The organism is Actinospineispora spinosispora DSM 44797, assembly GCF_000429025.1.
GTDB lineage: Bacteria > Actinomycetota > Actinomycetes > Mycobacteriales > Pseudonocardiaceae > Pseudonocardia > Pseudonocardia spinosispora.
In genome coordinates this window covers 221,522-242,436 of record NZ_AUBB01000020.1, presented here as the reverse complement: position 1 = coordinate 242,436, position 20,915 = coordinate 221,522, and the positions used below count along the sequence as shown (strand labels likewise).

13 protein-coding genes are annotated in these 20,915 nt (G+C 66.9%); 3 read left to right on the top strand and 10 right to left on the bottom strand.

What is annotated here, in order from left to right; all coding sequences use genetic code 11:
• Positions 1-290: 290 nt before the first annotated feature.
• From G406_RS59305 to G406_RS58740, 4 genes are read right to left on the bottom strand one after another with little or no spacing between them, the layout of a single operon-like run.
• On the bottom strand, positions 291-1,742 hold the full coding sequence (locus tag G406_RS59305; protein WP_156934730.1) for a LysM peptidoglycan-binding domain-containing protein: 1,452 nt from the start codon (positions 1,740-1,742) through the stop codon (positions 291-293).
• Positions 1,743-1,758: 16 nt separating this feature from the next.
• Complete coding sequence (locus G406_RS0108165) at positions 1,759-3,336, bottom strand: hypothetical protein (RefSeq protein ID WP_156934729.1); 1,578 nt, start codon at positions 3,334-3,336, stop codon at positions 1,759-1,761.
• A 60-nt stretch (positions 3,337-3,396) separates the two neighbouring features.
• Positions 3,397-4,179 (bottom strand): C40 family peptidase, encoded by a 783-nt coding sequence (locus tag G406_RS58330; RefSeq protein ID WP_051341814.1) that lies wholly within the window; start codon positions 4,177-4,179, stop codon positions 3,397-3,399.
• A 53-nt stretch (positions 4,180-4,232) separates the two neighbouring features.
• Positions 4,233-5,561, bottom strand: coding sequence for a hypothetical protein (locus G406_RS58740; protein ID WP_156934728.1), 1,329 nt, complete (start codon positions 5,559-5,561; stop codon positions 4,233-4,235).
• A 394-nt stretch (positions 5,562-5,955) separates the two neighbouring features.
• Between G406_RS58740 and G406_RS0108150 the strand changes: the two genes are divergently transcribed.
• The gene (locus tag G406_RS0108150; protein WP_169736643.1) at positions 5,956-7,845 is read left to right on the top strand and encodes a hypothetical protein; all 1,890 of its coding nucleotides are present in this window, start codon (positions 5,956-5,958) and stop codon (positions 7,843-7,845) included.
• Positions 7,846-8,138: 293 nt separating this feature from the next.
• On the opposite strand, the gene G406_RS53740 is transcribed toward G406_RS0108150, so the two are convergent.
• Positions 8,139-9,995 carry a BTAD domain-containing putative transcriptional regulator gene (locus G406_RS53740; RefSeq protein WP_084215867.1) on the bottom strand — a complete coding sequence of 619 codons (1,857 nt, stop codon included), beginning with the start codon at positions 9,993-9,995 and terminating at the stop codon, positions 8,139-8,141.
• 891 nt (positions 9,996-10,886) lie between these two features.
• Here G406_RS53740 and G406_RS45385 point away from each other — a divergent pair.
• A complete protein-coding gene (locus tag G406_RS45385) occupies positions 10,887-13,628 on the top strand; it encodes a helix-turn-helix transcriptional regulator (RefSeq protein ID WP_037075684.1) in 2,742 nt (913 codons plus the stop codon).
• A 166-nt stretch (positions 13,629-13,794) separates the two neighbouring features.
• Here G406_RS45385 and G406_RS58325 read toward each other — a convergent pair whose 3' ends face one another.
• The 3 genes from G406_RS58325 to G406_RS0108125 form a co-directional block, all read right to left on the bottom strand.
• Positions 13,795-14,466, bottom strand: coding sequence for a hypothetical protein (locus G406_RS58325; RefSeq protein WP_051341813.1), 672 nt, complete (start codon positions 14,464-14,466; stop codon positions 13,795-13,797).
• Between the two features lie 774 nt (positions 14,467-15,240).
• Positions 15,241-18,027 (bottom strand): helix-turn-helix transcriptional regulator, encoded by a 2,787-nt coding sequence (locus G406_RS0108130; protein ID WP_084215875.1) that lies wholly within the window; start codon positions 18,025-18,027, stop codon positions 15,241-15,243.
• A gap of 104 nt (positions 18,028-18,131) precedes the next feature.
• The gene (locus G406_RS0108125) at positions 18,132-18,464 is read right to left on the bottom strand and encodes a hypothetical protein (RefSeq protein WP_028933457.1); all 333 of its coding nucleotides are present in this window, start codon (positions 18,462-18,464) and stop codon (positions 18,132-18,134) included.
• 415 nt (positions 18,465-18,879) lie between these two features.
• Here G406_RS0108125 and G406_RS45375 point away from each other — a divergent pair, with 415 nt between their 5' ends.
• The gene (locus tag G406_RS45375; protein WP_051341812.1) at positions 18,880-19,827 is read left to right on the top strand and encodes a MinD/ParA family ATP-binding protein; all 948 of its coding nucleotides are present in this window, start codon (positions 18,880-18,882) and stop codon (positions 19,825-19,827) included.
• 161 nt (positions 19,828-19,988) lie between these two features.
• On the opposite strand, the gene G406_RS56665 is transcribed toward G406_RS45375, so the two are convergent.
• Positions 19,989-20,267 carry a hypothetical protein gene (locus G406_RS56665; protein WP_156934726.1) on the bottom strand — a complete coding sequence of 93 codons (279 nt, stop codon included), beginning with the start codon at positions 20,265-20,267 and terminating at the stop codon, positions 19,989-19,991.
• Between the two features lie 298 nt (positions 20,268-20,565).
• Positions 20,566-20,910, bottom strand: a complete 345-nt coding sequence (locus tag G406_RS0108115; RefSeq protein WP_028933456.1) for a hypothetical protein — start codon at positions 20,908-20,910, stop codon at positions 20,566-20,568.
• Positions 20,911-20,915: the final 5 nt, after the last annotated feature.

Sequence of the window (20,915 nt, the reverse complement as noted above, 5' to 3'; positions counted from 1 at the left end):
CGGCCCTTCAGGACGCCACACGGGGGACGAGCACACTGAGGGGTTGGTCAAGAGATGTTGATGACCACGGTGCCGGCGCGGGTGCGCGATCTGCGTGAACGTATCGAAACCGAGCACATCCAAGGCGCCTCGCCCGCGAGATGCACGGACAGCGCGGCTCGACGACATGCGCTCACCGCGATGACATGCACGCGCAGGTCAAGGCCCACCGGCGCAAGATAGGCGAACCCGTACCGGCGCATGATGCCCGACATCCCTCGGCGCGTCGGCCGGCGCAAGCGGCACTGTGGTCAGTGGTGCGTCGGGACCTGACAGTCCTGACCTTGCAGGAGGGGACCGGGGGTGACTGGGCGGCCGGCCGGTGGGTTCAGCTCCACGGGAGCGTTGTCCTGCGTGATCCGGTCAAGACATTGGTCGACGGCCGTTTTGCCCTTACCCCCGTCACCCCGGTCACCGAGCCACAGGTCGAGGTGCCCCTCCTGGTCGGAGGGAGGCGTGGTTGCGCCGGTGTCCTCGACGATGGCGTAGCGCTTGAGTGTGGGTAGGTAGAAACGGGCGCCCACCTTCCACACCCGATCCGCACCGGCGGGGACCGAGGCACTGATCGGGTCGTCGAAGGTGCCGATACCGCCCGGCTTGTCGTGAATCACCGGGTCACCGAGCTTGTTCGCGTTCTTGTTCTTCTTGGTCGGGGTCCAGGTGTGGCCGGTGATCCAGGCGCGTTCCTGTTGCGGAGGGCCGGTGAGGATCAGGGGATTGGCGTGCTCATCATCGTCGCGATCCGAGCGGAAGGCGCCGTCGTCGGTGCGATCACCTTTCCTGTGCTCGGAGTCCTGGCGGTGGTGGTCCGAGTCGAGTGTGTGCGTTGGTGCGTCGGACTGGCGTGCGGCTTCTGGATGTCCGGACGGTGCCGGTAGGTCCAGGCGGTCGCCAGGGTGGATGACGTTCGGGTTGCGCAGGCGGGTCTTGTTCAGTTCGAAGAGCGCTTGCCAACCGCCGTCCACGTGATGTTCCGTAGCGATCGCGCCGAGGCTCTCGCCGGGCCGTACGGTCACCGAGCCGGGTCCGCCGCCCTGTTGCGTCTTCGCCGGAAGTGTCGGCGCGGCGGCGGGTCGTTTGGACACCGAGGGCGGTCGCGGATGCGTCGGGACCGCGGTATCCGCCAGCTCCACCCGTGCGGTGGCGGCGTGCACCCGCTTCGAGCAGACCGGCCAGGCACCCCAGCCCTGCGAGGCCTGCACCTTCTGGGCGACCGCGATCTGTTCCACGCGGCTCGCATGCTCCGCGGAATCCGCGTACTGGGTGCCACCGAACTGCCGCCAGGTCGATGCGGTGAACTGAAGGCCGCCTTTGAAGCCGTTGCCGGTGTTGATCGACCAGTTCCCGCTGCTCTCACATTGGGCGAGATCGTCCCAGACGGATGTCGGTACAGCCGGCGTTCTGGGTCCACTGGCGGGGCTGCTGGTCGGAATGGTGCTGGCAAGCGCCGCAAGCCGGACCTTCGCCACCAGCGTCGGATCCGGTCGGGTGCTATTCGGCTGGGTCGTGGTGCCAGCTCCGAGTGGCGTCGCCGCGTCGACGATGTCCGGCCTAACGCCGAGGGGGGAGTCGGCGCTGCCGGGCAGCGCGCCCCCCACGTACATCGTTGCGGCGCCCGCCAGCACGCCGGCGGTCCAGAACGAACCACGTATGACGTCGCCCGCATGGGGGCGGAAGCCATTCTTGACCTGTGTCGTGTTCAACGCGTCCCCTGGTGGCCTAGTCCCGCTTCGCGCTGTGGTGCGCGCTGTCGCTGTGGCCCCGGTTGTGACCGTGCTTCGACCCGCCGTCGTGGCTGTGGCTGCGGTACTTGTTTTGACTTGTGTGCTTGCTGTGACTCTTGGTGTGTGATTTTCCGTAGCTCTTGCCGCTGTGCTTCCCGCTGTCGTTGCCCGAACCACTCCTGTCGGAGCTGCTCTTGCTCGAGCCGCTGCCGCGGTACTTGCTCTTGGACAGGGACAATCTGGTCTTGCGGGAGCCCTTGTCTGGGGTGAGGACCTTGCTCACGCTGTCGTTGCTCCCGGTCTCGTGGTTCCCTGCTGTGCGCTTGTCCGATGCCGTGGCGAGAGAGTCCCGGCTGTCCTTTGTGCCGCTGTCGCCGTGGGACGAGCCGCTCTTGTGCCCGGAGCCGGACCTGTGTGGAGCTGGACCGGTCAGCTCGGAGATCGGCGGAATCCGGTTCAGGTCGGGCGTCCCCGTGCCCTTGTCGGGCTTGCTCGCGTCGTTGCCGACCACGGCACTGCGTAATGCTGCGGACGCCGGCCCTTCGCCGCCGGTGGCTGCCGGTTGCGCAGGTTTGTCGATCGACTTCTCGGGTGTCCCTGTTGTCCCGGGCGCCGAGGGCCCTGAGGCCGGGGTGGCGTTCGGTGAGTGGGTGAAGTTCATGACGTTGTTGACCAGCGCGGTCGTCTGGTCGACCCCGGTGCTCGGGAGCGGGGTGGATGGCTTTCGGTCCACCGCTGGCGTCAGCTGTTCGAGAGCCTGCTTGGTGGCCTGCCGCTGGGTGGTTGCGATGTGCAGCTGGTGGTCGAGGTCGGCCCGGGTGGCCTGCCTGGCCGGGTCGGGATCATTCGGAGGGAGGGCGGCGAGCTGCTGGGTGAGGTCCGTGAGGCGTCGGTCCAGCTGGGTCAGTTCGCCCTGCAGCCGGGCGGCGTCGTCGTAGGGCCCGAGCTGGGACTGTAACTGGGCTCGTCGCTGCTCGAGCTCGGCTTTGTGTGCGAGCAGGGCGCTGATCGGAGCGGGGGTGTCGCCGAGTGTGGCTGCGCGGGGGTCGCGGTTCCACCTGGCCTGGGTCAGGGTGACCAAGGTGAGCTGGCGATCGGTCAGGTCGAGCACGGCGCGTGCCTGGCGGGTCCAGCTCGCCGGTGCGTCGCCGGGTCGGTCGGCGTCCAGGATGTGGCCGTCGGCGAGCCGGTGTGCGACGCCGGTCGTGCTGGCCCAGCCGCCCACACCGGCCAGGATGCCGAACGCGCCTAGTACCGCCGCCGCGCGCCGTCGGGCCGCTGTGGCGGTCTCGCGCTGCTCGCGTCGCTGCTCCGGGGTCCGCTCGTCCTGTGGAGGCGTTCCCGGTCGATCGTCGGCCGGAAGGGTCGGCCCGGGGGTGCCCTGAGCGAACTGCAGGGTGCTGTCGTCGGCGAACGCCCGTAGCTCGGTCAGCAGAATCTCGGTGCGTTCCTCGTCGAGGTGCTCTGCGCAGAGCTGGTTTCCGGCCGGAGCGGTCGAGCCGACCGGGAGCGGGCCCCCACACCCGGGCCGCACACAGTGGGACACCCCCTGGTGGGGTGACGTACGCATCATGGCTGTCACGCTGAATCGCTCTCTGTCTCGTGCGCGGGGTGGCCGGAGTCGCCCGTCGGGTCAGATGACCCGACGGGCGTTGTGGAAGGGCATGCGGTTCAGCGGGGTGAGCCGCACTACGTCCCCGGTCTGCGGTGCGTTGAGTACCTGGCCGTTGCCCATGTATATGCCGACGTGGTGAACAGGGGTGTAGAAGAAGACCAGGTCACCGGGACGAAGTTGGTCGCGTGACACCGGCACGCCGACGCGGCTCTGCTGTTGGCTGGTCCGGGGCAGCGCGACCCCGGCCTTGCGGTAGGCCCATTGCACCAGCCCGGAGCAGTCGAAGCCTCGAGTGCTTGCGCCGCCCCACACGTACGGGGTTCCACGCACGGCCAGCGCCGAGGTGAGCGCCACCGTGGCCGTGGGTGACGGGTGGATGCCGGTAGCCGGAGCCGGAGCCACCGGGTGCGCGGCCGGGGTCGGCGTGGACGCGGGGGTGGGGCGCGGGACGGTCGCCACAGCGGCGCTCGGTGCGGAGGTGGGCGTCGCTGCCGGCGCCGGAAGCGCGGCGGTGTGGCTGGTCAGCTCGAGTGGGGGAGTCTCGACCGTGAGAGCCGCCTGCACCGAGGCCAGGCTGGGGAGGTTCAAGGGCCCGTGGTCGGCCAGCTGACTCGCGGCGGCAGCCGCGGTGAGCGCCACCAGCGCGAATGCCGCTCGGGTCACCTGCCTCGAATTGTCGGCTCTGAGCTGACCGTCGCGTTGCGTGTCGAGTGCCGCGACAGCGGTGGTCGCCAGAGCCGCGACCGGCCAGTTCGGCCCGAGCCGCGTCCCGCCGATTCCGGCGGCAACGGGATACGTCACGTCGATCTCCCTCCCGCACCGGCACAGCTGCGCTGGACCGGTACCGCTGTCGTCTAGTTCTCGCTCGAGTTCGAATCGGTTGCGTTGGACTCGCCGGAGCTGTGCTCGTGCTCGACCCGTGGCGATGGTTCTTCGGTCGGTCGGATGCGCTCGGACCGATCCGATGAGTGCCGCTCGTTGTTGTCGGAGGTGGAATCGGAGTTCCCTGGTGAGTCCTGCTTGCTCTGGTCGTCCGGCCGGTCGGAGTCGGATGACGGCGTCTTGTCGTCCGGCTGCGGGTTGCGCGTGGGAATCGTGTTGAAGTTGAACCGTTCGTGAAGCTTCGAGTTCGTCTGTGGGTTGGGCGTCGATGACTTCGTCGACTGCTCGTCGTCCCGGAACCGGGCCAGCCAGGGCTGTTGCGCGGAATTGGACGGCTCCGGCGACCTGTCCGGGGTGCGGCCGGACTTGTCGCCGCTGTAGTGGAACGGTTGTTGCTGGTCGCCCTTCTGCTGATCACCGTCCTGCTGGTGATCGGGCCGCTCGCTCTTGACCTTTTGGTCGTCTCGACAGAGCTCACGTTCCGGTAGCCAGCAACGCGGGGCAGCGACCGAGGTGGAGGACGTCGGCGGCGCCGCGATCGGCTTCGGCGTGGAGGTGGGCGTTGCTGTGGGCGTAGGAGTGGGTGTCGCGGAGGGGGTGGGTGTCGCGGAGGGGGTGGGTGTCGCGGACGGAGTGGGTGTCGCGCTGGCGGGGGGCTGGCTGGTCGGGGCGGCCGAAGGGCTGGGAGTCGATTCCGCCCTCGGCGTCGGGGTTGCCGTTGGCGTCGGGGTGCTGCTCGGTCGTGCGGAGGTGGTGGCGCTGACCAGGGCCTGCTGCTGTTGCGTAAGCTGCTGTTTGAGCCGCTCGATCTCGTCGTCCTGGCTGTTGTCGGTGCTCTGCTGTCGTTGTTGTTCCTGGCCGCCGCTGGACCCGCCGGAGCTTCCCGACCCGCCGGAGCCACCACCGGACGCGCCAGAGGAAGAGTTGTCGGGCGCCGCGTAGCCGGCTCCACCGGTGTAGGCGGTGTCCTGGGAACCGCTGTTGGTGGGTGGTGACATCGGGGGATTGGGCCCCGCCCCGAGCTCTCCGCCGAGGGGCGGCTTGAGCGCTTCGCTCGGTGGTGCCGGGCGCTGAGCCTGTTGGGTGGCGATGGCGGTGTTCCGCAGCCGCTGGTGGGAAGCGAGCACGCCCACGCCGACGGTGCCCGCCACGATCACCGCGACCGCGCCGCAGATCAGCACCATCGCGGACACCACGCTCGGCCGGTCGGACTGGCGGGGGCGTCGTGTTGTGCTGGCGAAAGCGCGACCGAATCCGGGTGAGCCGGGCTCGACAGGATCGGTCCAGCCAGGATTGGGCATTCCGAGTCCCCTTCGCGCTCAACAGACGATATGTGCCGGCGGCTGGTTTATCGCCGCGTCGCCCGAGCTGACTCATCGTGCATGGGTCCGCGCGATGGAAAAACAGATTCCGGGGGCGTGCTCCATGATGACTCTTTCATCCGAAAGGTGCAACTATTTACAAGCCTGAAATTACGCGTGAGACGATGAGGGGAGGCGGCGTACAACTGCGTTGCAGACACTGCGCTGATAGGCAGTGAACAATTGCGCAGATAGAGGCGTTAACAAAAAGTTGACAAGTATTCGCGGAGTTGCGCCTGAAATGTCCCGGCGATAATCTCGAGGCTCTTCTTACATGTGCCGTGTTCACGCCCGGTGTCGTTCTAGGCAGCCGGTAGGGAGTAGGTCGGTCGAAGTGAGTGCGGTGATTGAGGACGCTACCGCGATGTTCACCTATCGGGTGCCGTCCGCGTCGATCTGGACTGCCGGTCTCACCGAGTACGACACGGTCCACCCGATCGTCGGTGAGCCGTCCTTACCCGACCTGCTGGACAAAGTGGGGCAACGTCGGTATGGCGCCGAGTGGGCCCGGCTGCGACGCACGGCCCGTCGGTCGCTGAGCCAGATCGGGTCTTCGTCTGGACTGGCGCTGCTGACCGGGAGGGGATGGCCCGGCTACGTACGGATCGGGAAGCTCGCCTGGCTGACCGTGGCAGCCGAGGTGGCCGAGCTGGTGTTCGACCCGAATTCCACGCTCGGCCGGGCGGACGGACGGCGCCCACGTGACCGCGAGCCAATGGTGAGCTACGTGGGTAGCCTCATGTTCCGGTTCTCCTTCCACAGCGCGCCAGAGGAGGGCAACCGCGCCGTGGTGGTGTCCGCCTCCCACGCAACCCGCTACACGGTGCGTATTCCCAGGTCGGCGACCGAGCCGAAGCGTGGCGGCGCGGCCGCCTGGGTGTTCTCGCCGTTGCATGTCGAGGGCCTCCCTCTTGATGAGGACGGCACTGTCGCCGCCCGGCTGATGATCGGCAGTGGTACTGAGGTCGCGCCTGCCGTATTCCTCGAGGAGCCTGCGCCGGAGGCGACCGCTCGGCGGACCACTGTGCTGCTCGCGTCCCACGGGAGCAGCCCCTCGTGGCGCACCGTCGAGGGTGAGCAACAGTTCCTGTTGGGGCGGCCCGCTGCCAACGATCCGATCTCCTCGGCAACGACTTGCGATCTCGCTGTGCTTCGGCCGGAAACACCGGTGGGCGACGGGCTCTGGGAATGGGCGCGGGGTGGTGAGACCGAGGTCAATCGTGTGGAAGCGCTACTGCGGCGTGCCGGATCCGGTTCCAGCGCGGTGGTTGCGGTGCTTGTCGGTGGCCGCTCCGACGTCGACCAATACCACGTGACCAATGAGGACGGCATGGTCTACTGGCGGCGCGAGGCGTCCGATCTCGTCGTCGGCCCGCCGAGGGAGGCGACGAGTGGTGCATACCTGATCCTCGACGCGAACGGCAAGGCATGGACCAGCGACGACGGCGGCCCCGGCACCATGCGCGAGGACCCTGCCGACGACCCTGCTGACGATGTCCCGGTGCCGGTCCTCAGCGAGGATCCGGCGACCGTGCCAGAGCGAGCGCCGTCGAACACACAGGGCTGGACGCGGTCCGACGATCTGACTCCTCGGTTGCTCGTCGCCAGGTCCGACACGGTCTTTCGGTACTTCGTGGACGCCGAGGGAGAAATCTGGCTGGCAAGCGCGAAGAACGCCGCGGCGCTCCCCTCGGCTGATCTGGTGCGCGTGTCCGGCGAGCTGAGCTGGAGCGGCGGAGTCGGTGGGTGGAAGGTCGACGATGGCGGCGGGTGGCAGGTCGACGAGGACGTGCACGCCGATCTGGAGGCCGCACCCGACCTACCGGCCACGTGGCTGGGCAACGTCGCGGCGCGGTTGACCGAGCATCTCGGGGTGCGGGTGTCCGCGGCACCGGCGGTCGAGCAAGGGCCACGGCTGTGGGGTGAGGCCGGCCCGGAGGGAGTGCGCCGGTTGGAGGCGAGACTGCACAAGGCCGGGCCAGGCGCTCGGGCGGTCGTGGCGGCCTTCCGGCCGGGGTCCACCCAGGTGGACCGGTATCAGGCGGCTAACCACGACGGCCGGATCGAATGGACCTCCGGTCTGACCGGTGCGCCCGTCGAGCCGCCGCTGGACGCCGTTCAGGGGGCGTCCGTGGTGTACGGTCCCGACGGATCGCCGGTCAGCGAGTCACGCCGCCCAATGCTTCGAGCAACGGGTTCACCGATTTCTGGTGGAACGATCTGAGGTTGGCCTGGGCTTCCCGCGGCGCGGCGACCACCATCTGCGATAGGTCACCGAGCCGGACCGACTCCACAGCACACGGACTGATGATCACGTCCTGAACCTCGCCGGATACCGCTGAGGATGGCTCGTACGGCATCACCGCCGCCGAAGCCCTCCACCGTGGAGCTCGCCAGCTGCTGCCGGGCCGTCCGCAGGTTCTGTTCGGCCTGCCATCAGATCTACCTCGGGCTCGTTCTCGTTCGCCGTCATCGCTCCCATTGGTTCGACGGGAATTCCTATCACGGAGGTGGTGTTCAGGTCCCGGCAGCTTTCTCGAGACTGCGGACCTGGACGTATCCAGAACCGTATGATCGCACCATGTTGGAGATTTCTCGGTAATACTCTGGGTCGCGCGCTCGAAGATCGGCGTTGATGAGTCGGCGAGCAATTCCGTAGGGGCGAACGCCGTCGTCGGTGATGGCGGTATATGGCTGGCTACACAACCAGGCGAACAAGGCCGAGGAATCGCTGCCGTTCAGTACGGTACGGAGGAGGGCCGGGGTGGTGACGTGTGCCTGGGCGCACACTTGGAGCGTGCGCTCCTGCTCCGGAGTCAGCGTCGCATCGACGAGTGCCATCAGCAGCTCGTGCACGAAGCCCTGTTTCGGCTTCCATTCTTCGCCGGCAAAGCTCTGCGCGTTCCGTCGATCGGCCGCGGCCAGTGCAAGTCCGAGGGGGTTGCCGCCGACCAGCGACACAATGTCCGAGAGATGCCTGCGCGGGCAGCCACGCGCACTCAGGAACTCGCGTGTCTCGCTATCGCTCAGGTCGCGCAGTCGGTGGACCTCCAGCAGCCCGGTCCACCACGTGTCCGTCTGCCACCGCATACTCGGCGGGTTGTGGCCGGCGAGGACGATAATCGCACCGTCGGCGAACTCGGGTAGCAGTTCTTCGTGTAGCCGGCTCTCGAATTCTTGGCATTGCTCGAAGTTGTCGATCAGAACGACCGAGTTCGGGTCGTCTCGGGCCGCCCGCAGGAAGTCGAAGAAGGCGAATCCAGAGGCTTTCACCATTCGCGCGTCGGCGTACGCCACGTTGCGCCCACGCTGTTCGGCCTCGTCGGCGAGGTAACGAAGTAGCGTCGACTTCCCGATGCCACGCGGTCCGTGGAAGAAGAGCACCTTCGTCGGGCCGTCGTTCAACGCGGACGAGAAGCTCGCGCGCTCCGGAGCCCGCCCGACAAAGCTTCGGCGGAGGTTCTCGCGGAAACCCGTCGAGAGCCGTGAGCGGATGCCCTTCACCGCCGAGCACGATGGTGTACGCGCCGGTCGGGCCGGGGGATTCTCGACGCCGGATTCCCTCGACTCGGCCAATCGTAATGTGGGTTTCGGGGCGAGTTGGGTGTTCGTGCCCATGAGGGCAGGATCTGCCTCCAGAATTCTTTGGTTGAGATCCTGAAGGGTGTGGTTCGGCTCGATGCCGAGCTCTGCGCGTAGGAGATGCCGCAGGTCGCGATAGACGGCCAACGCATCGGCCTGCTGCGCGGATCTGTACAGGGCGAGCATCTGAAGCGCTCGCAGTCTCTCGTTGAACGGCGCGATCCGAACGAGCTCTTCGAGCTCGGGGAGAACCCGTGCACAGTTACCAAGGTCGATGTGCAGCTCGACATGCTTCTCGCGGGTATCGATTCGGAGGTCCTCGAGACGGCGGCGCTCAGCATCGACGAACGCGCCCCGAGCCCCGCCCAGCGAGGGGCTCTGCCAGATGGACAGTGCCTCTGAGAGAAGTCTCGCTGCCCGCGACGGGTCCCCGGCCTCGCGTGCGTGGAGTGCCTCGTCAAGGAAGTTGTCGAGTGTGACGAGGTCGAACTCGTCTGCCGGGTCCAACTCCAGCGAGTAGCCGCCACTGTGGTCCGAGTGGATCGCCGATCTGCCGGACGTACCGGCGAGCAGCTTGCGGAGCCTCGAGATGTAGACCCGAACCGTCGAGTTCGCCGAGGCCGGCGGGTTGGCGCCCCAGACCTTCTCGATCAAAGCGTCTGACGGGATATATCTTCCCCGGTGCAGAAGCAGGAGTGTCAGGATCGCCTTTTGTTGCGGAGACCCAGCAGTCAGTTCCAACCCAGAACGCCAGACTCGTACCGGGCCCAGGATGCAGAACTTGAAACTCACGGTTGCCCCTCATGGCTTCTGCATTTTCGGACGTGTTCGATTACGTCAACCGACACGGCTGTACATGGATCCCGCACGCCGCGGCGCCGATTCGCGGCAGGTGTGGTGACACTTCGTGACAAGCCAGCAGGAGTTGGTCCCGACTGTGCTCTCCGCGATGTTCGTGTGCCGACGTCCCTCACGGGTCGTGTGCAATCGCCCTGCGCGAGTTCGATGCCGCCGAGGTTCCCGGTCGACTCGGTGTACTTGGTATTGGTGTAAATCAGTGGGCTGTTAGGCACCGCAGTGATCGTCGGTCGGAGCTCGACGCTCTCGCGTCGGTGAAAACTACGTAGATCCACCGTCTGCCTAGGTAGTCCATGCGACCGCGACGGATTCCGGTGGACACAGGGACGTGGGCCGGGCACGAGCTGGAGCTGCAAGGGGAGTGCATCCTCGGCCCGGCTGGCATCGGTCTCGGCCGTCCTCCGTGCGAAAAGTTGCGCAAATTTGCGCCGTTGCATCTGGTCGAACCATTTGTTATAACGCTAGTGATCGATGGGCTGGCATGTTGACGGCTCGTCGAACGGGCAGCGCCTTGTGCATCGAGGCGCGAGGTCGGTGACCGGCGAGCGTGGGTCGCGTGAGTATCGCTGGTGTTGATCAATCGAGTAACCATTCGCACGTCACGCGGCCCCCGCGCGAGCTGGCCCAGTGGAGTAGTCTGAATTTCTCTTACTGGAGAAAGTTCTCGAATCTGATGCCATTGCTACCTGCGGAAGACCTCAGAGCTCTCGTCGGGCGCAGTCTTGTCGAGCGGACGCTCTTTACCTTCGGTCTGTCCGTCTGTCAAGACTACTGTGAAGCGATAGATGGTGCAGCTGTGCGCACAGTGGCGTTAGCGTTGATGTTATGCCGTCGTTAATTCGCCCTGATGGTTCTCTCGTTGGGCGGCGGGACGAGGTCCGGGCTGTCGAGAGCCTGGTCGCCGCCACGCGTGGCGGATTGGGTGGTGCGCTGGTCCTGCGTGGCGAGGCGGGTATCGGCAAAAGTGCGTTGTTGGACCACGCACAGGCGGCGGTGCCGGAATTTCAGGTGCTCCGTGCCTCCGGGTCGGAGTTCGAGTCGGAACTACCGTTCGCCGCGCTGCAGCAGCTGTGCCGACCGTTGTCCGCGCCTTCGCTCGGCTACTTCCATGAGCTGTCGGTCCGGCATCGGGATGTTCTGCGAGTCGCGTTCGGGCTGGCCGCGGGCCCACCGAGTGCGTTTCGGGTGGGCCTGGCCGTCTTGGAGCTGTTGGCATGCGCGGCTCGGAGGAACCCGGTGCTGTGTCTCGTCGACGACGCCCAGTGGTTGGATGACGCATCGTCGAGGGCGTTGGCGTTCATCGCCCGTCGGATCGGTGTCGAGCCGGTAGCGATGGTGCTGGCGGTTCGGTTACCGGGTTCCCCCAGTGAGTTGGACGAGCTACCGGGTCTGGTCGTCAGCGGCTTGGGTGATAGTGACGCTCGGGCTCTTTTGGCGTCCAAAGGCCAGGCGATGCTGGACGAGCAGGTGCGTGACCGGCTGCTGGCGGAGGCGCGGGGCAACCCATTGGCGTTACTGCAGCTGCCGAGGCCCGACGGTTTCGCTCTGTCAGCGACGTCGGCTTTGCAGACCCGGATCGAGCAGGGCTTCGAGGCGAGGCTGGTCGGCTTGCCGGTCGAAGCGCGCCAACTGCTGACGATCGCCAGCGCCGACCCGACGGGTGATCCCGCTCTGTTGTGGCCGGCGGCGCAGCGAATGGGCGTGGACGTGACCGCCACCAGCGCGATCGTGTCCGGAACCGGACTCGTCGAGTTCTCAACGCGCGTTCGGTTCTGCCACCCGTTGGCGCGCTCCACGGTGTATCTGACGGCCGACGCCGACCAGCGGCGTCTCGCTCATTGGGCGTTGGCGGAGGTCACCGACCCGGCGACAGATCCCGACCGGCGTGCCTGGCACCGTGCCCGGGCCAGTAGCGGGCCGGACGAGGATGTGGCGGAAGAGCTGGAACAGTCCGCGACTCGTGCCCATGCTCGTGGTGGTGTCGTCGCGGCGGCGGCGTTCATCGAACGCGCGGCACAGCTGTCGCTCGATCCGGCCAAACGGAGGCAACGGACGCTCGCGGCCGCGAAGGCCAAGTTCTATGCGGGTGCTCTTGATACGGCGTCGGAGCTGCTCACGGTCGTCGAGCATTCAGACCTGGACGTCCGGCAGCAAGCTGAGGTGGATCTGGTGCGAGGCCAGATCGCATTCCTGCGGCGGCACGACGCCGACGGGCCGCGATTCATGATTCGTGCCGGTCAGCGGCTCGCCGAGCTGGATCCGCAGCATTCCCGAAACTGCTTCGTCGATGCACTCGAGATGAGCTTCGTCGCAGGCCGGCCCAGCGGCGCGATGGAGATGGTTCTCGCGGCGGCACAGTCGGCCGCGAAGTCCTCGAGGTCGGCCGAGCACCCGCCGGACATCATCGACGCACTGGCGCTGCTCACCACACGCGGGCATCACGCGGCGGCCCCGCTGCTACGGACGATTCTCGACGGCACGGACACCCCGCTGTGGACACGGCGGCCCGCACTCGCAGTCATGGTCGCGGCCGGCTTGTGGGACCCGCACGCGCGCTGGGCGATCATCAACTGGCTGCTCAAGGCCGGCCGCGAGTCGGGCTCGCCCATCATCCTGCGTCTGGGACTGGCTCAGCTCGCCTCCGAGTCGGCGCTGGAGGGCGACATCGGGCGAGCGATGTCCGCGATCGCCGAGGAGGAAGCGCTCGCCGACGCAACCGGCGGCGAGCCGGTGTACTACCCCCGGCTGCAGCTTGCCGCGCTGCGTGGACGACGTGACGAGGCGCTCGACGTGATCGAGAAGGCCAGGACGGCGGCGATCGCGCGCGGTTCCGGACAGCTGATCGCGAACGTCCACTGGGCGACGGCCGTGTTGCACAACGGCCTGGCCGACTACCCGGCCGCGCTGGCCGCGGCGAAGCAGGCCGCCGCGCACAACGACGTGTTCCTCAGTGCGTTCGCTCTGCCTGAGCTGGTGGAGGCCGCCGTGCGATGCGGCGAGTACGACACCGCCAACACCGCACTGGAAGCGTTGACCGAACGCACCGACGCCAGCGGAACGGCAATGGGCCTTGGCACCGCGGCGTACGTCCGAGCCCTGGTGACCGGAAACGAGGATGACTACCAAGAGTCCCTCCACCATCTCCGACGATCCCCCCTGGTTCCCTTCCGAGCGCGCGGCCACCTGCTGTACGGAGAATGGCTACGACGAGAGGGCCGCAGAAAAGACTGCCGGTTGCAGCTGCACACCGCCCACGAACTGCTGTCCGCATCCGGAACCGAGGCATTCGCCCGCCGCGCGGCGGACGAGCTGCGAGCCACCGGGGCGAAAGCGCGCAGCCGAACCGACCAGACCCACGACCAGCTCACCATGCAGGAGCTGCATATCGCACGCCTGGTTGCGACCGGTGTGACGTCCAATGAAGTAGCGGCCCGCCTGTTCATCAGCCCCCGCACGGTCGACGCGCACCTGCGCAACATCTTCCGGAAACTCAGTATCAAGTCCCGGCGACAGCTGAAGGAAATACCTGGTATCTACGCGGACCAGGCCTCCTGGAAAGCGTCTTGAGTGGCGTGGCCGACTCGTGGTGGGCCACACAGCGCGGCGACTCCGCGCACTGCGTGGTCATGTCGCGTGGTGTGCGGACAGGGCGGTGTGGACGGCGGGTGCGCGGTGCGGTTTCGGGGCGGGTGGTGCGGGGGCGTTCCGGGGGCAGGGGGCTGAGTGAGACGATCTAATTGCTGTTCTTCGGGATGAGGCATGAGCCGTTCGAGGTGATGGGGCCGACCAAGACCGGTTGGTCGGGTGGCGGGTCCATGATGGCCGGGATACCGACCCCGGTGATCCGGTCCATACAGCGGTCGCTCGCGGTCTTGCTGTCACCTTGGCCGTCGACCCACATATCCAGGTGGCCATCCTGTCCGGAGGGCGCCGGGCTGGCTCCGGAGTCCTCCACGATCGCGTAGCGCTGGACCGTCGGCAGGTAGAACAAGGTCCCGCTGCGCCATGCCATGGTGCGCTCGTCCGCGTGCCCGGGTACCGCCACCGTGATGGGGTCGGTGTAGGTCCCGGTGCCGCCGGCTGTTCGGTGCACCGCGGGGGCACTGACGATGGCCGAACCGGGTGGTGTGTTGTCCTGGAAGGAGTATCCGGTCAGCCAGATGTGCAGCACTTTTGCCGGGTTCCGCGCCAACGACGTGCCGGGCTCGGGCTCTTGAGGTGCGGCCGGCTGGGGAGCTGGTGGCTCGGGCACCGGGTGTGGTGCCTCGGGGACAGGCACCGGCGCGAGGGCCTGGGTGGAGCTGGGTCCACGATCGGAGTGGAACCAGAGTCCTGCACCGGGATCGGCGGATGCCGACGCCGCGATGACCAGCTCGAGGGCGGTGCAGGCGACCAGGACCAGCACTCCTAGCTTCAGCGCTAGGGCGTGTCGGTTTCGGCGTCGCATCGAGGGCTTGGCGGAACGGTCGGGGTCTGATGGCCCGCGCTGCCGAACGGGCCATGATGCCGTGGTGAGTGGCCGAGTCTGTTCATCCGGCACCATGTTGCACCGCCTCCCACGGACAAGGACTTCCAACCTAGCTCGACACCATTAACAAATTGTTGACACAACGCGCTGCCTTTTTGTCAAAGCCCTGGAGGTCGGCCGGTGCAGATGTTTATGGTCATGGTTGTCTCAAGTTCCGATCCATTTCTCGGTCAGTCATGGTGTCGATCATTGTCTTGATGAGGTTTCGGCCCGGCGGCGCGGATGATGCTTGCTCACGCTGCCGTCGAAGCAGTCACCCGCTGGGGGACTGTCAAAGTGCGGCTCTGTCTTTTCCGACCGGCGAGCCGCGGCTCTGGCCGCGTGGCTGCGCGAGCAGTCGGGGACCCACGGTGGTGGACCCACACCGCGATCACCCGCGCGTCGGCTCGCCGCCGACCCGAACGTGGCGACTACCCGGCTACTGGCCGAAATCCGCGAGCGCGGCTACACGGGCAGTGCGAGCCTGCCGGTCCGCTACCTCAACCAGGGCCGCGTCAAGACCGAGCGCGCCGTCCCCGCGCCACGCCGGCTTCCCACTGTTCCGGCAGCGGATTCTGCTCACCCGACCCGGCCCACCACCGCATCTGTGCCAGAGCCGAACATGGGAGGTGGCGCGTATACACGGAGCTGCCCTGGCGAAGCGTCGCGGCATCATGAATCCTGCTCGGTGCGCAGATCCGGTCGCTGTCTGAGCTGCTTACGTGAGGTGATGCCGAGTTTGCGGAAGATGTTGCGCAGATGGGTGTCGACGGTGCGGGGACTGATGAAGAGGCGAGCGGCGACCTCGTTGGATGTGGCGCCGCCGGCGACGAGCCGCGCGACGTGTATTTCCTGCATCGTGAGCTGGTCGTAGGCACGGTTGGCCGGGCCGTCGGTTTTCACTCCGGTGGCGCGTAGCGCGGTGGCAGCTCGGCGGGCGAACGCCTCTAGTCCCGCTCCGGACAGCAGCTCGTAGGCGGTGCGTAGGTGCACACGGCTGTCCTGTCTTCGCCGTTCACGGCCCAGCCATTCCCCGTACAGCAGGTGGGCTCGTGCCCGATAGGGCAGCAGTGAACTGCTGTTGAGATGGCGGAGAGCATCTTGGTAATGGTCCTCGACTCCGGTGACCAACGCTCGGGAGTATGCCGCGATACCCAAACCGGTCGCGGTTGCGCTGGCGTCGGTGCGGTCGGTCAACGAGTCCAATGCCGTGGTGGCGGTGTCGTACTGACCGCATCGCACCGCGGCCTCCACCAGCTCGGGCAACGTGAATCCGGTGAGGAAAAGTTCGCCGGACGAGACGGCCTGTTCGGCGGCGGTCAGCGCGGTCGGATAGTCGGCGAGGCCGTTGTGCAACACGGCCGACGCCCAGTGGACGTTGGCGATCAACTGTCCGGTGCCGCGTGCGGTCGCGGCGTCCGTGGCCCGCGCGATCAGGTCGAGTGCTTCGCGGCGTCGACCGCGCAGGGCGGCCAGTTGTAGCCGGGCGTAGTACACCGGCGCTCCGCCGATCGCGTCGGCGAGCGCTTCCTCCTCGGCGAGCGCCGCCATCGCTTGTCCGACATCGCCTTTCAGCGCGGCGCCGGAGGCCACCTGGGCCAGACCCAGGCGCAGCACGATCGGCGAACCGGACTCACGGCCGGTCTTCATCAGCCACTCGATGATCGCCCAGTGGGTGTGCGGGTCCCACAGCTCGGCCGCGAGCAATACCGCGATCGCTGGTCGCTGGGTCCATAGTGGAGCATCGTCGCCGTCGAGAATCTTGCGGATCAACGGAACCGCGGCTCGGTGTCCCCGGGTGGTGAGCAGGGTCAGTGCGTCCAGGATGTCCGGAGCTCGTGGTGCTGGCGCTGAGTCCCGCGCCGCCGCGAGGACCATGTCCATGACGCCACTCGGCCGACCAACGGCGAAGCTCATCTCGAGCGCGTCCAAGAAGCATTCACGGGACCGTTGCGGGTCCACCGTCGCGAGCTTTTGACCGGCGCGGACCATGAGCCTGGGGCCATCGCTGTTGATGTGTCGGATGAAGGCCACCTGGCCTCGCAGCAGATCACACTCCGCGTGCTGGCGCTCGTCCAGGCCTGCCTCGCTCACTGTCGTGAGCAGTTCCTCCGCCTTATCGGCCGCGCCGGCGCCCATCCAGGCTCGTGCCGCCGCGAACGTCCGTTCGGTCCGCTTGGCCGGGTCGAGGGACAGCTGGGCGGCGCGTTCGATGAACGCCGCCGCAGCTGCTATGCCACCACGTGACTGGGCGCGGGACGCGCACCGTTCCAGCTCCGCGGCGAGATCTTCGTCCGGGTCGGTGCTGGCCCGTGCTCGGTGCCAGGCCCGTCGGTCCGGGTCCCGAGCAGGGTCGGTGGTCTCGGCGAGCACCTGGTGGGCACTACGACGCTGATCGTCGTCGGCGGCCAGATAGATCGCCGACCGGGCGAGCGGGTGGCAGAAACAGACCCTGGTGGAGAACTCGACAAGCTGGGTGGCGGTCACCGCTGTACTGGCACCGGCCACGTCGATGCCGGCTAGCCGCGCGGCCGGCCACAACAAGCCGGGGTCACCGGTGGGGTCAGCGCTGGCGATGATCAGCAACTGGCGGGCCTCGACCGGCAGATCGACCAGCTGCGCCGCGAATCCCCGCTCGATCCTGCCGGGCAGCTCGCAGACGTCCGGGCCGGTGAAGCTGTCGGCTCTGGGCAGGTGCAACAGGGCCAACGGGTTTCCGCGTGCCTCGGCCACGAGCCGGTCACGGACCTGTTCGTCGAGTATCACCCGGCTCTTTGCCGCCAGTAACGCCCGTGCATCGGAGTCGCTCAAACCTTCGAGCACCATGTCGGGCAACCCGCCCAGCTCATTGCCTGCTCCACCCGGCCTCATCGCCACCGTGACGGCTATCGGTTCAGCGTCAATGCGTCGGGCGATGAAAGCCAACGCCTTCGAGGAGGCCGCATCCAGCCACTGGGCGTCGTCGATCGAGCACAACAACGGACGCTCCCGAGCCGCGCACGCCAGCAACTCCAAGGTAGCCAGGCCCACCCGGAACGCACTCGGTCGACCATCGGCAAGGCCGAAGGCCACCTGCAGGACCTCCTGGTGTTGGGCAGACAAGGTGCCCAGAAAATCAAGCGTGGGTGAACACAACGGCCGACACAGTTGGTGCAGGGCCGCGAACGGTAGCTCCGACTCGAACTGCGACCCGGTGGCGTGGAGCACCTGAAAGTCCGACCCGGCGTTCCTCGCGTGATCGAGCAACGTGCTCTTGCCGATACCCGCCTCGCCGCGCAGAACCAGTACACCGCCGCCGCCCCCGCGCGCCGTATTGATCAACTCGTCGATGGCCCGAATCTCGTCCTGCCTGCCGACGAGGGAGTCGACGTCGCGGGTGAATGAGGGTATGTCCGTCCCGCTGTCGCCACGCTGCCACGATGGGTCATCACTCGACTGTCTGTCCGGCACGGGGCTCATCGGCACCCCGAAAAGGTAGGTTTTGTTCGCGACCGGATTGTCGGCACAGTGTCTGACGTCGCTGTGGAGGACCGTTCGTACACCGCCGTACCTGCTGGTCACACTCATGATGACCTCCGTTCGACGAACTGGTGAACCAGCTCGTCGGCGGACACGCCGTACAAATCTTGGATGTGCAGGACGACGTCGATCTCCTCGACGAGCAGTTCGGCGGGTTCCGGCCGAATGGACACTGACTGTGACGGATCGCGTCGAGCTCGCTCGGCGACGTCGGTGAGGGCGGGTGCCTCGGCGTGCGGGGCGACCACCTGGACGCGACGCAACTGCTCGAGGCGGTACTCGGCTGGGTCGAGGCGGTAGTGAATGAACTCGATCTCTTCGGCGTAGGTCCGCTGATCATCGACTCCCAGCGTGTGGGGTCTCTCGGTTAGGCACACGCCATCAGGGCATCGCACAAATCTGACGTCTGAACCCAGCCGTGGGCGCACTGTGAAGCCTTTCCACAAGTTATGCCGCATTTGTTCGGTCACAGCCCGTATCGGGCGGCGTCGAGGGCTTAACTATCAGGTTGGCGGTGAGCCAGGTCACCGTTTTGGTCATAGTGTTCGTGGCGGGTTCCACAAGGTCGAAGGCTGGTGCCAAATCGCAAATACAGCGTTTGCGAATTATCTGCGGAACGTTCAGTGGTACATGTTTTGCTGTGTCGGTGGAGCGCTGACTAGCCGCGCCGACTGAGAGTGCTGATTCCGTAAAGGGTCACCGGAGTGGCCGGAGAGCGATGTCTATATGAGCATTGAGGCCGAGTCGTCTCGCGATGAACTCACCCGATCGCCGAAGAGCGTGCATGGCGGCGTGGTCAGTTTCAGCGCGCCGAAGGACGGCCTCGCGGTCAGCGCCGCTGAGCTCAACGAGGACACCATCGTTCGTTCTCGGGGAGAACGGCCGGCGGCAGGGTGGCGCAATCTGCTGCACAGCGCGACGCGAGGGCTGATCAACCCTGGGTTGGGCGAGGCGGAGGCAGCGCGCAACGTACTGTTGCGACGGATTCGGCGGCACCTGCCCGGCGCGCACCAGATCGCGGTGAGCTCGCTGAAAGGTGGGGTCGGCAAGACCACGGTGTCAGCGGTGCTCGGATTGACCCTGGCGGAGTACCGAGGTGACCGGACGGTGGCGCTGGACGCCAACCCGGACGCCGGGACACTGGCCGACCGGTTGACCAGCGAGACAGGCGTGACCGTTCGGCACATGCTGGACAACATCCACAGCATCGACTCACTCTCGGCTGTGTCGCACTACACGAGCACCGCTGGTCGTTTGCAGGTGCTGGCGTCCGAGCAGGACCCCGCGATGAGTGAAGCGTTCAACCGGGCTGAGTACGAGCAGGTGTGTGCGGTGCTCGCCCGGTTCTACAACATCATCATCACCGACTCGGGTACCGGCCTGGTGCACTCGGCGATGGAGGGAACGCTTGCGCTGGCGGATTCGCTGGTGATAGTGGGTGCCCCCACCGTGGATGGTGCATCACGGGCGTCCAAGACACTGGACTGGCTGGTGGCCCATGACTATTCCGAGCAGGTGGCCGATTCCGTCGTAGTGCTCTGCTGCGACCGGGGAAGCCCAGAGATCGATCGGGACCGGGTGCGTGCACATTTCGCGACTCGATGCCGCGCGGTGGTGGAAGTTCCGCACGACCCGCATCTGGCTACCGGCGGCAGGCTGAACCTGAGCTCGATGCGTAAGGACACGCGACTTGCATTCCTCGAGCTGGCCGCGCTGGTCGCCGACGAGTTCTCCGCCTGACGACCCGGAAATCTGCCGGGCGTCCTTTGCCGCGGTGTGCGGTGGCATTCAGGGTTGCCGTCGGAGCGTCGTAAACCTCAAGGAAGACGATGACCGAGATCGAAGAACTGCCTGCCTCGGCTGCAGCGGATGTCGACCTGATGTCCGACATCGCCGACTGGTCAATCGGGTGTACAAGGTCGCCGAGGACGGGCTGTGGCGCCCCGGCGCGACCCGCACCCATGTCGGCGAGATCGCCGGGCTGACTCGGCGTAGTAGGGCGTCAGCTCGGCACAGAACAGTGGCCGGTCGTCGGCGACACCGTCGAGCGTGCGGACGCGGAAGTCCGAGGGCAGCAGGCGAGGCCGCTGGGCGCCGTAGAGGATGGACGAGTCACCGACGGCGTTGAACAGCGCGGGGGAGATCGCGGGCAGCTGCGGCTGTTGGGGTTGCGCGGCCACCGGCGTTGGACGAGCGGCTCCTATTCCGGCCGGTTCGCCGGATAGATGCCTATTCGGGACAGAAACAGTCGAGCCATCTCGATATCGGTCGAGCTGGCCGAGGTCGGGCTGGGGACGGTGTTGCTCAGCGTCGCTCCCGCCCAGTGGGCCGGCTGCCTCGGTTCGGCCATGATCGAGTGGGCCCACAACCAGGGCCGCGCTCGCGGCGCTATCCGTATCCAGCTCATCACAGACTCGTGTGGCACCTCGGGTAGGTCGCGGGAGGCGGCGCGTTCGCGTCCCGACAGCGATCCGCCACTCAGCCACGAGCGGCTCCGGCCGGCCAGACCACCGCCACCAAGAGACCTCGGCCCCTCGCCGCGGCCACCATGTCGCCGGTGCCACTGGGATCCGGTGACGACCGGCCGTCCCACACCGCGACGATCGCATCGACGCCGGTGAGCAGAGCCTCGTTCCCGACGACCTCGATCTCACCACCGAGCTCGACCACCACTCGGGCGAACACCTCCTCGGCGCCCCTGGCGAGGCAGGTCACCCCGACGATCGGGCGTCGGATGCCGGCCAGCACCGTGCGGAGCGCCTCCGCCACCAATGTCGCGGTCCCCGGGGTCAGGTCGTGATGTCCGGTGATGCCGATGCGCACGGAGC

Bases quoted from the DNA above. Each gene is read 5' to 3' on its own strand.
- G406_RS0108165 (WP_156934729.1), bottom strand. From the start codon at position 3,336: ATGATGCGTACGTCACCCCACCAGGGGGTGTCCCACTGTGTGCGGCCC.
- G406_RS58740 (WP_156934728.1), bottom strand. From the start codon at position 5,561: ATGCCCAATCCTGGCTGGACCGATCCTGTCGAGCCCGGCTCACCCGGA.
- G406_RS45385 (WP_037075684.1), top strand. From the start codon at position 10,887: ATGCCGTCGTTAATTCGCCCTGATGGTTCTCTCGTTGGGCGGCGGGAC.
- G406_RS0108130 (WP_084215875.1), bottom strand. From the start codon at position 18,027: ATGAGCCCCGTGCCGGACAGACAGTCGAGTGATGACCCATCGTGGCAG.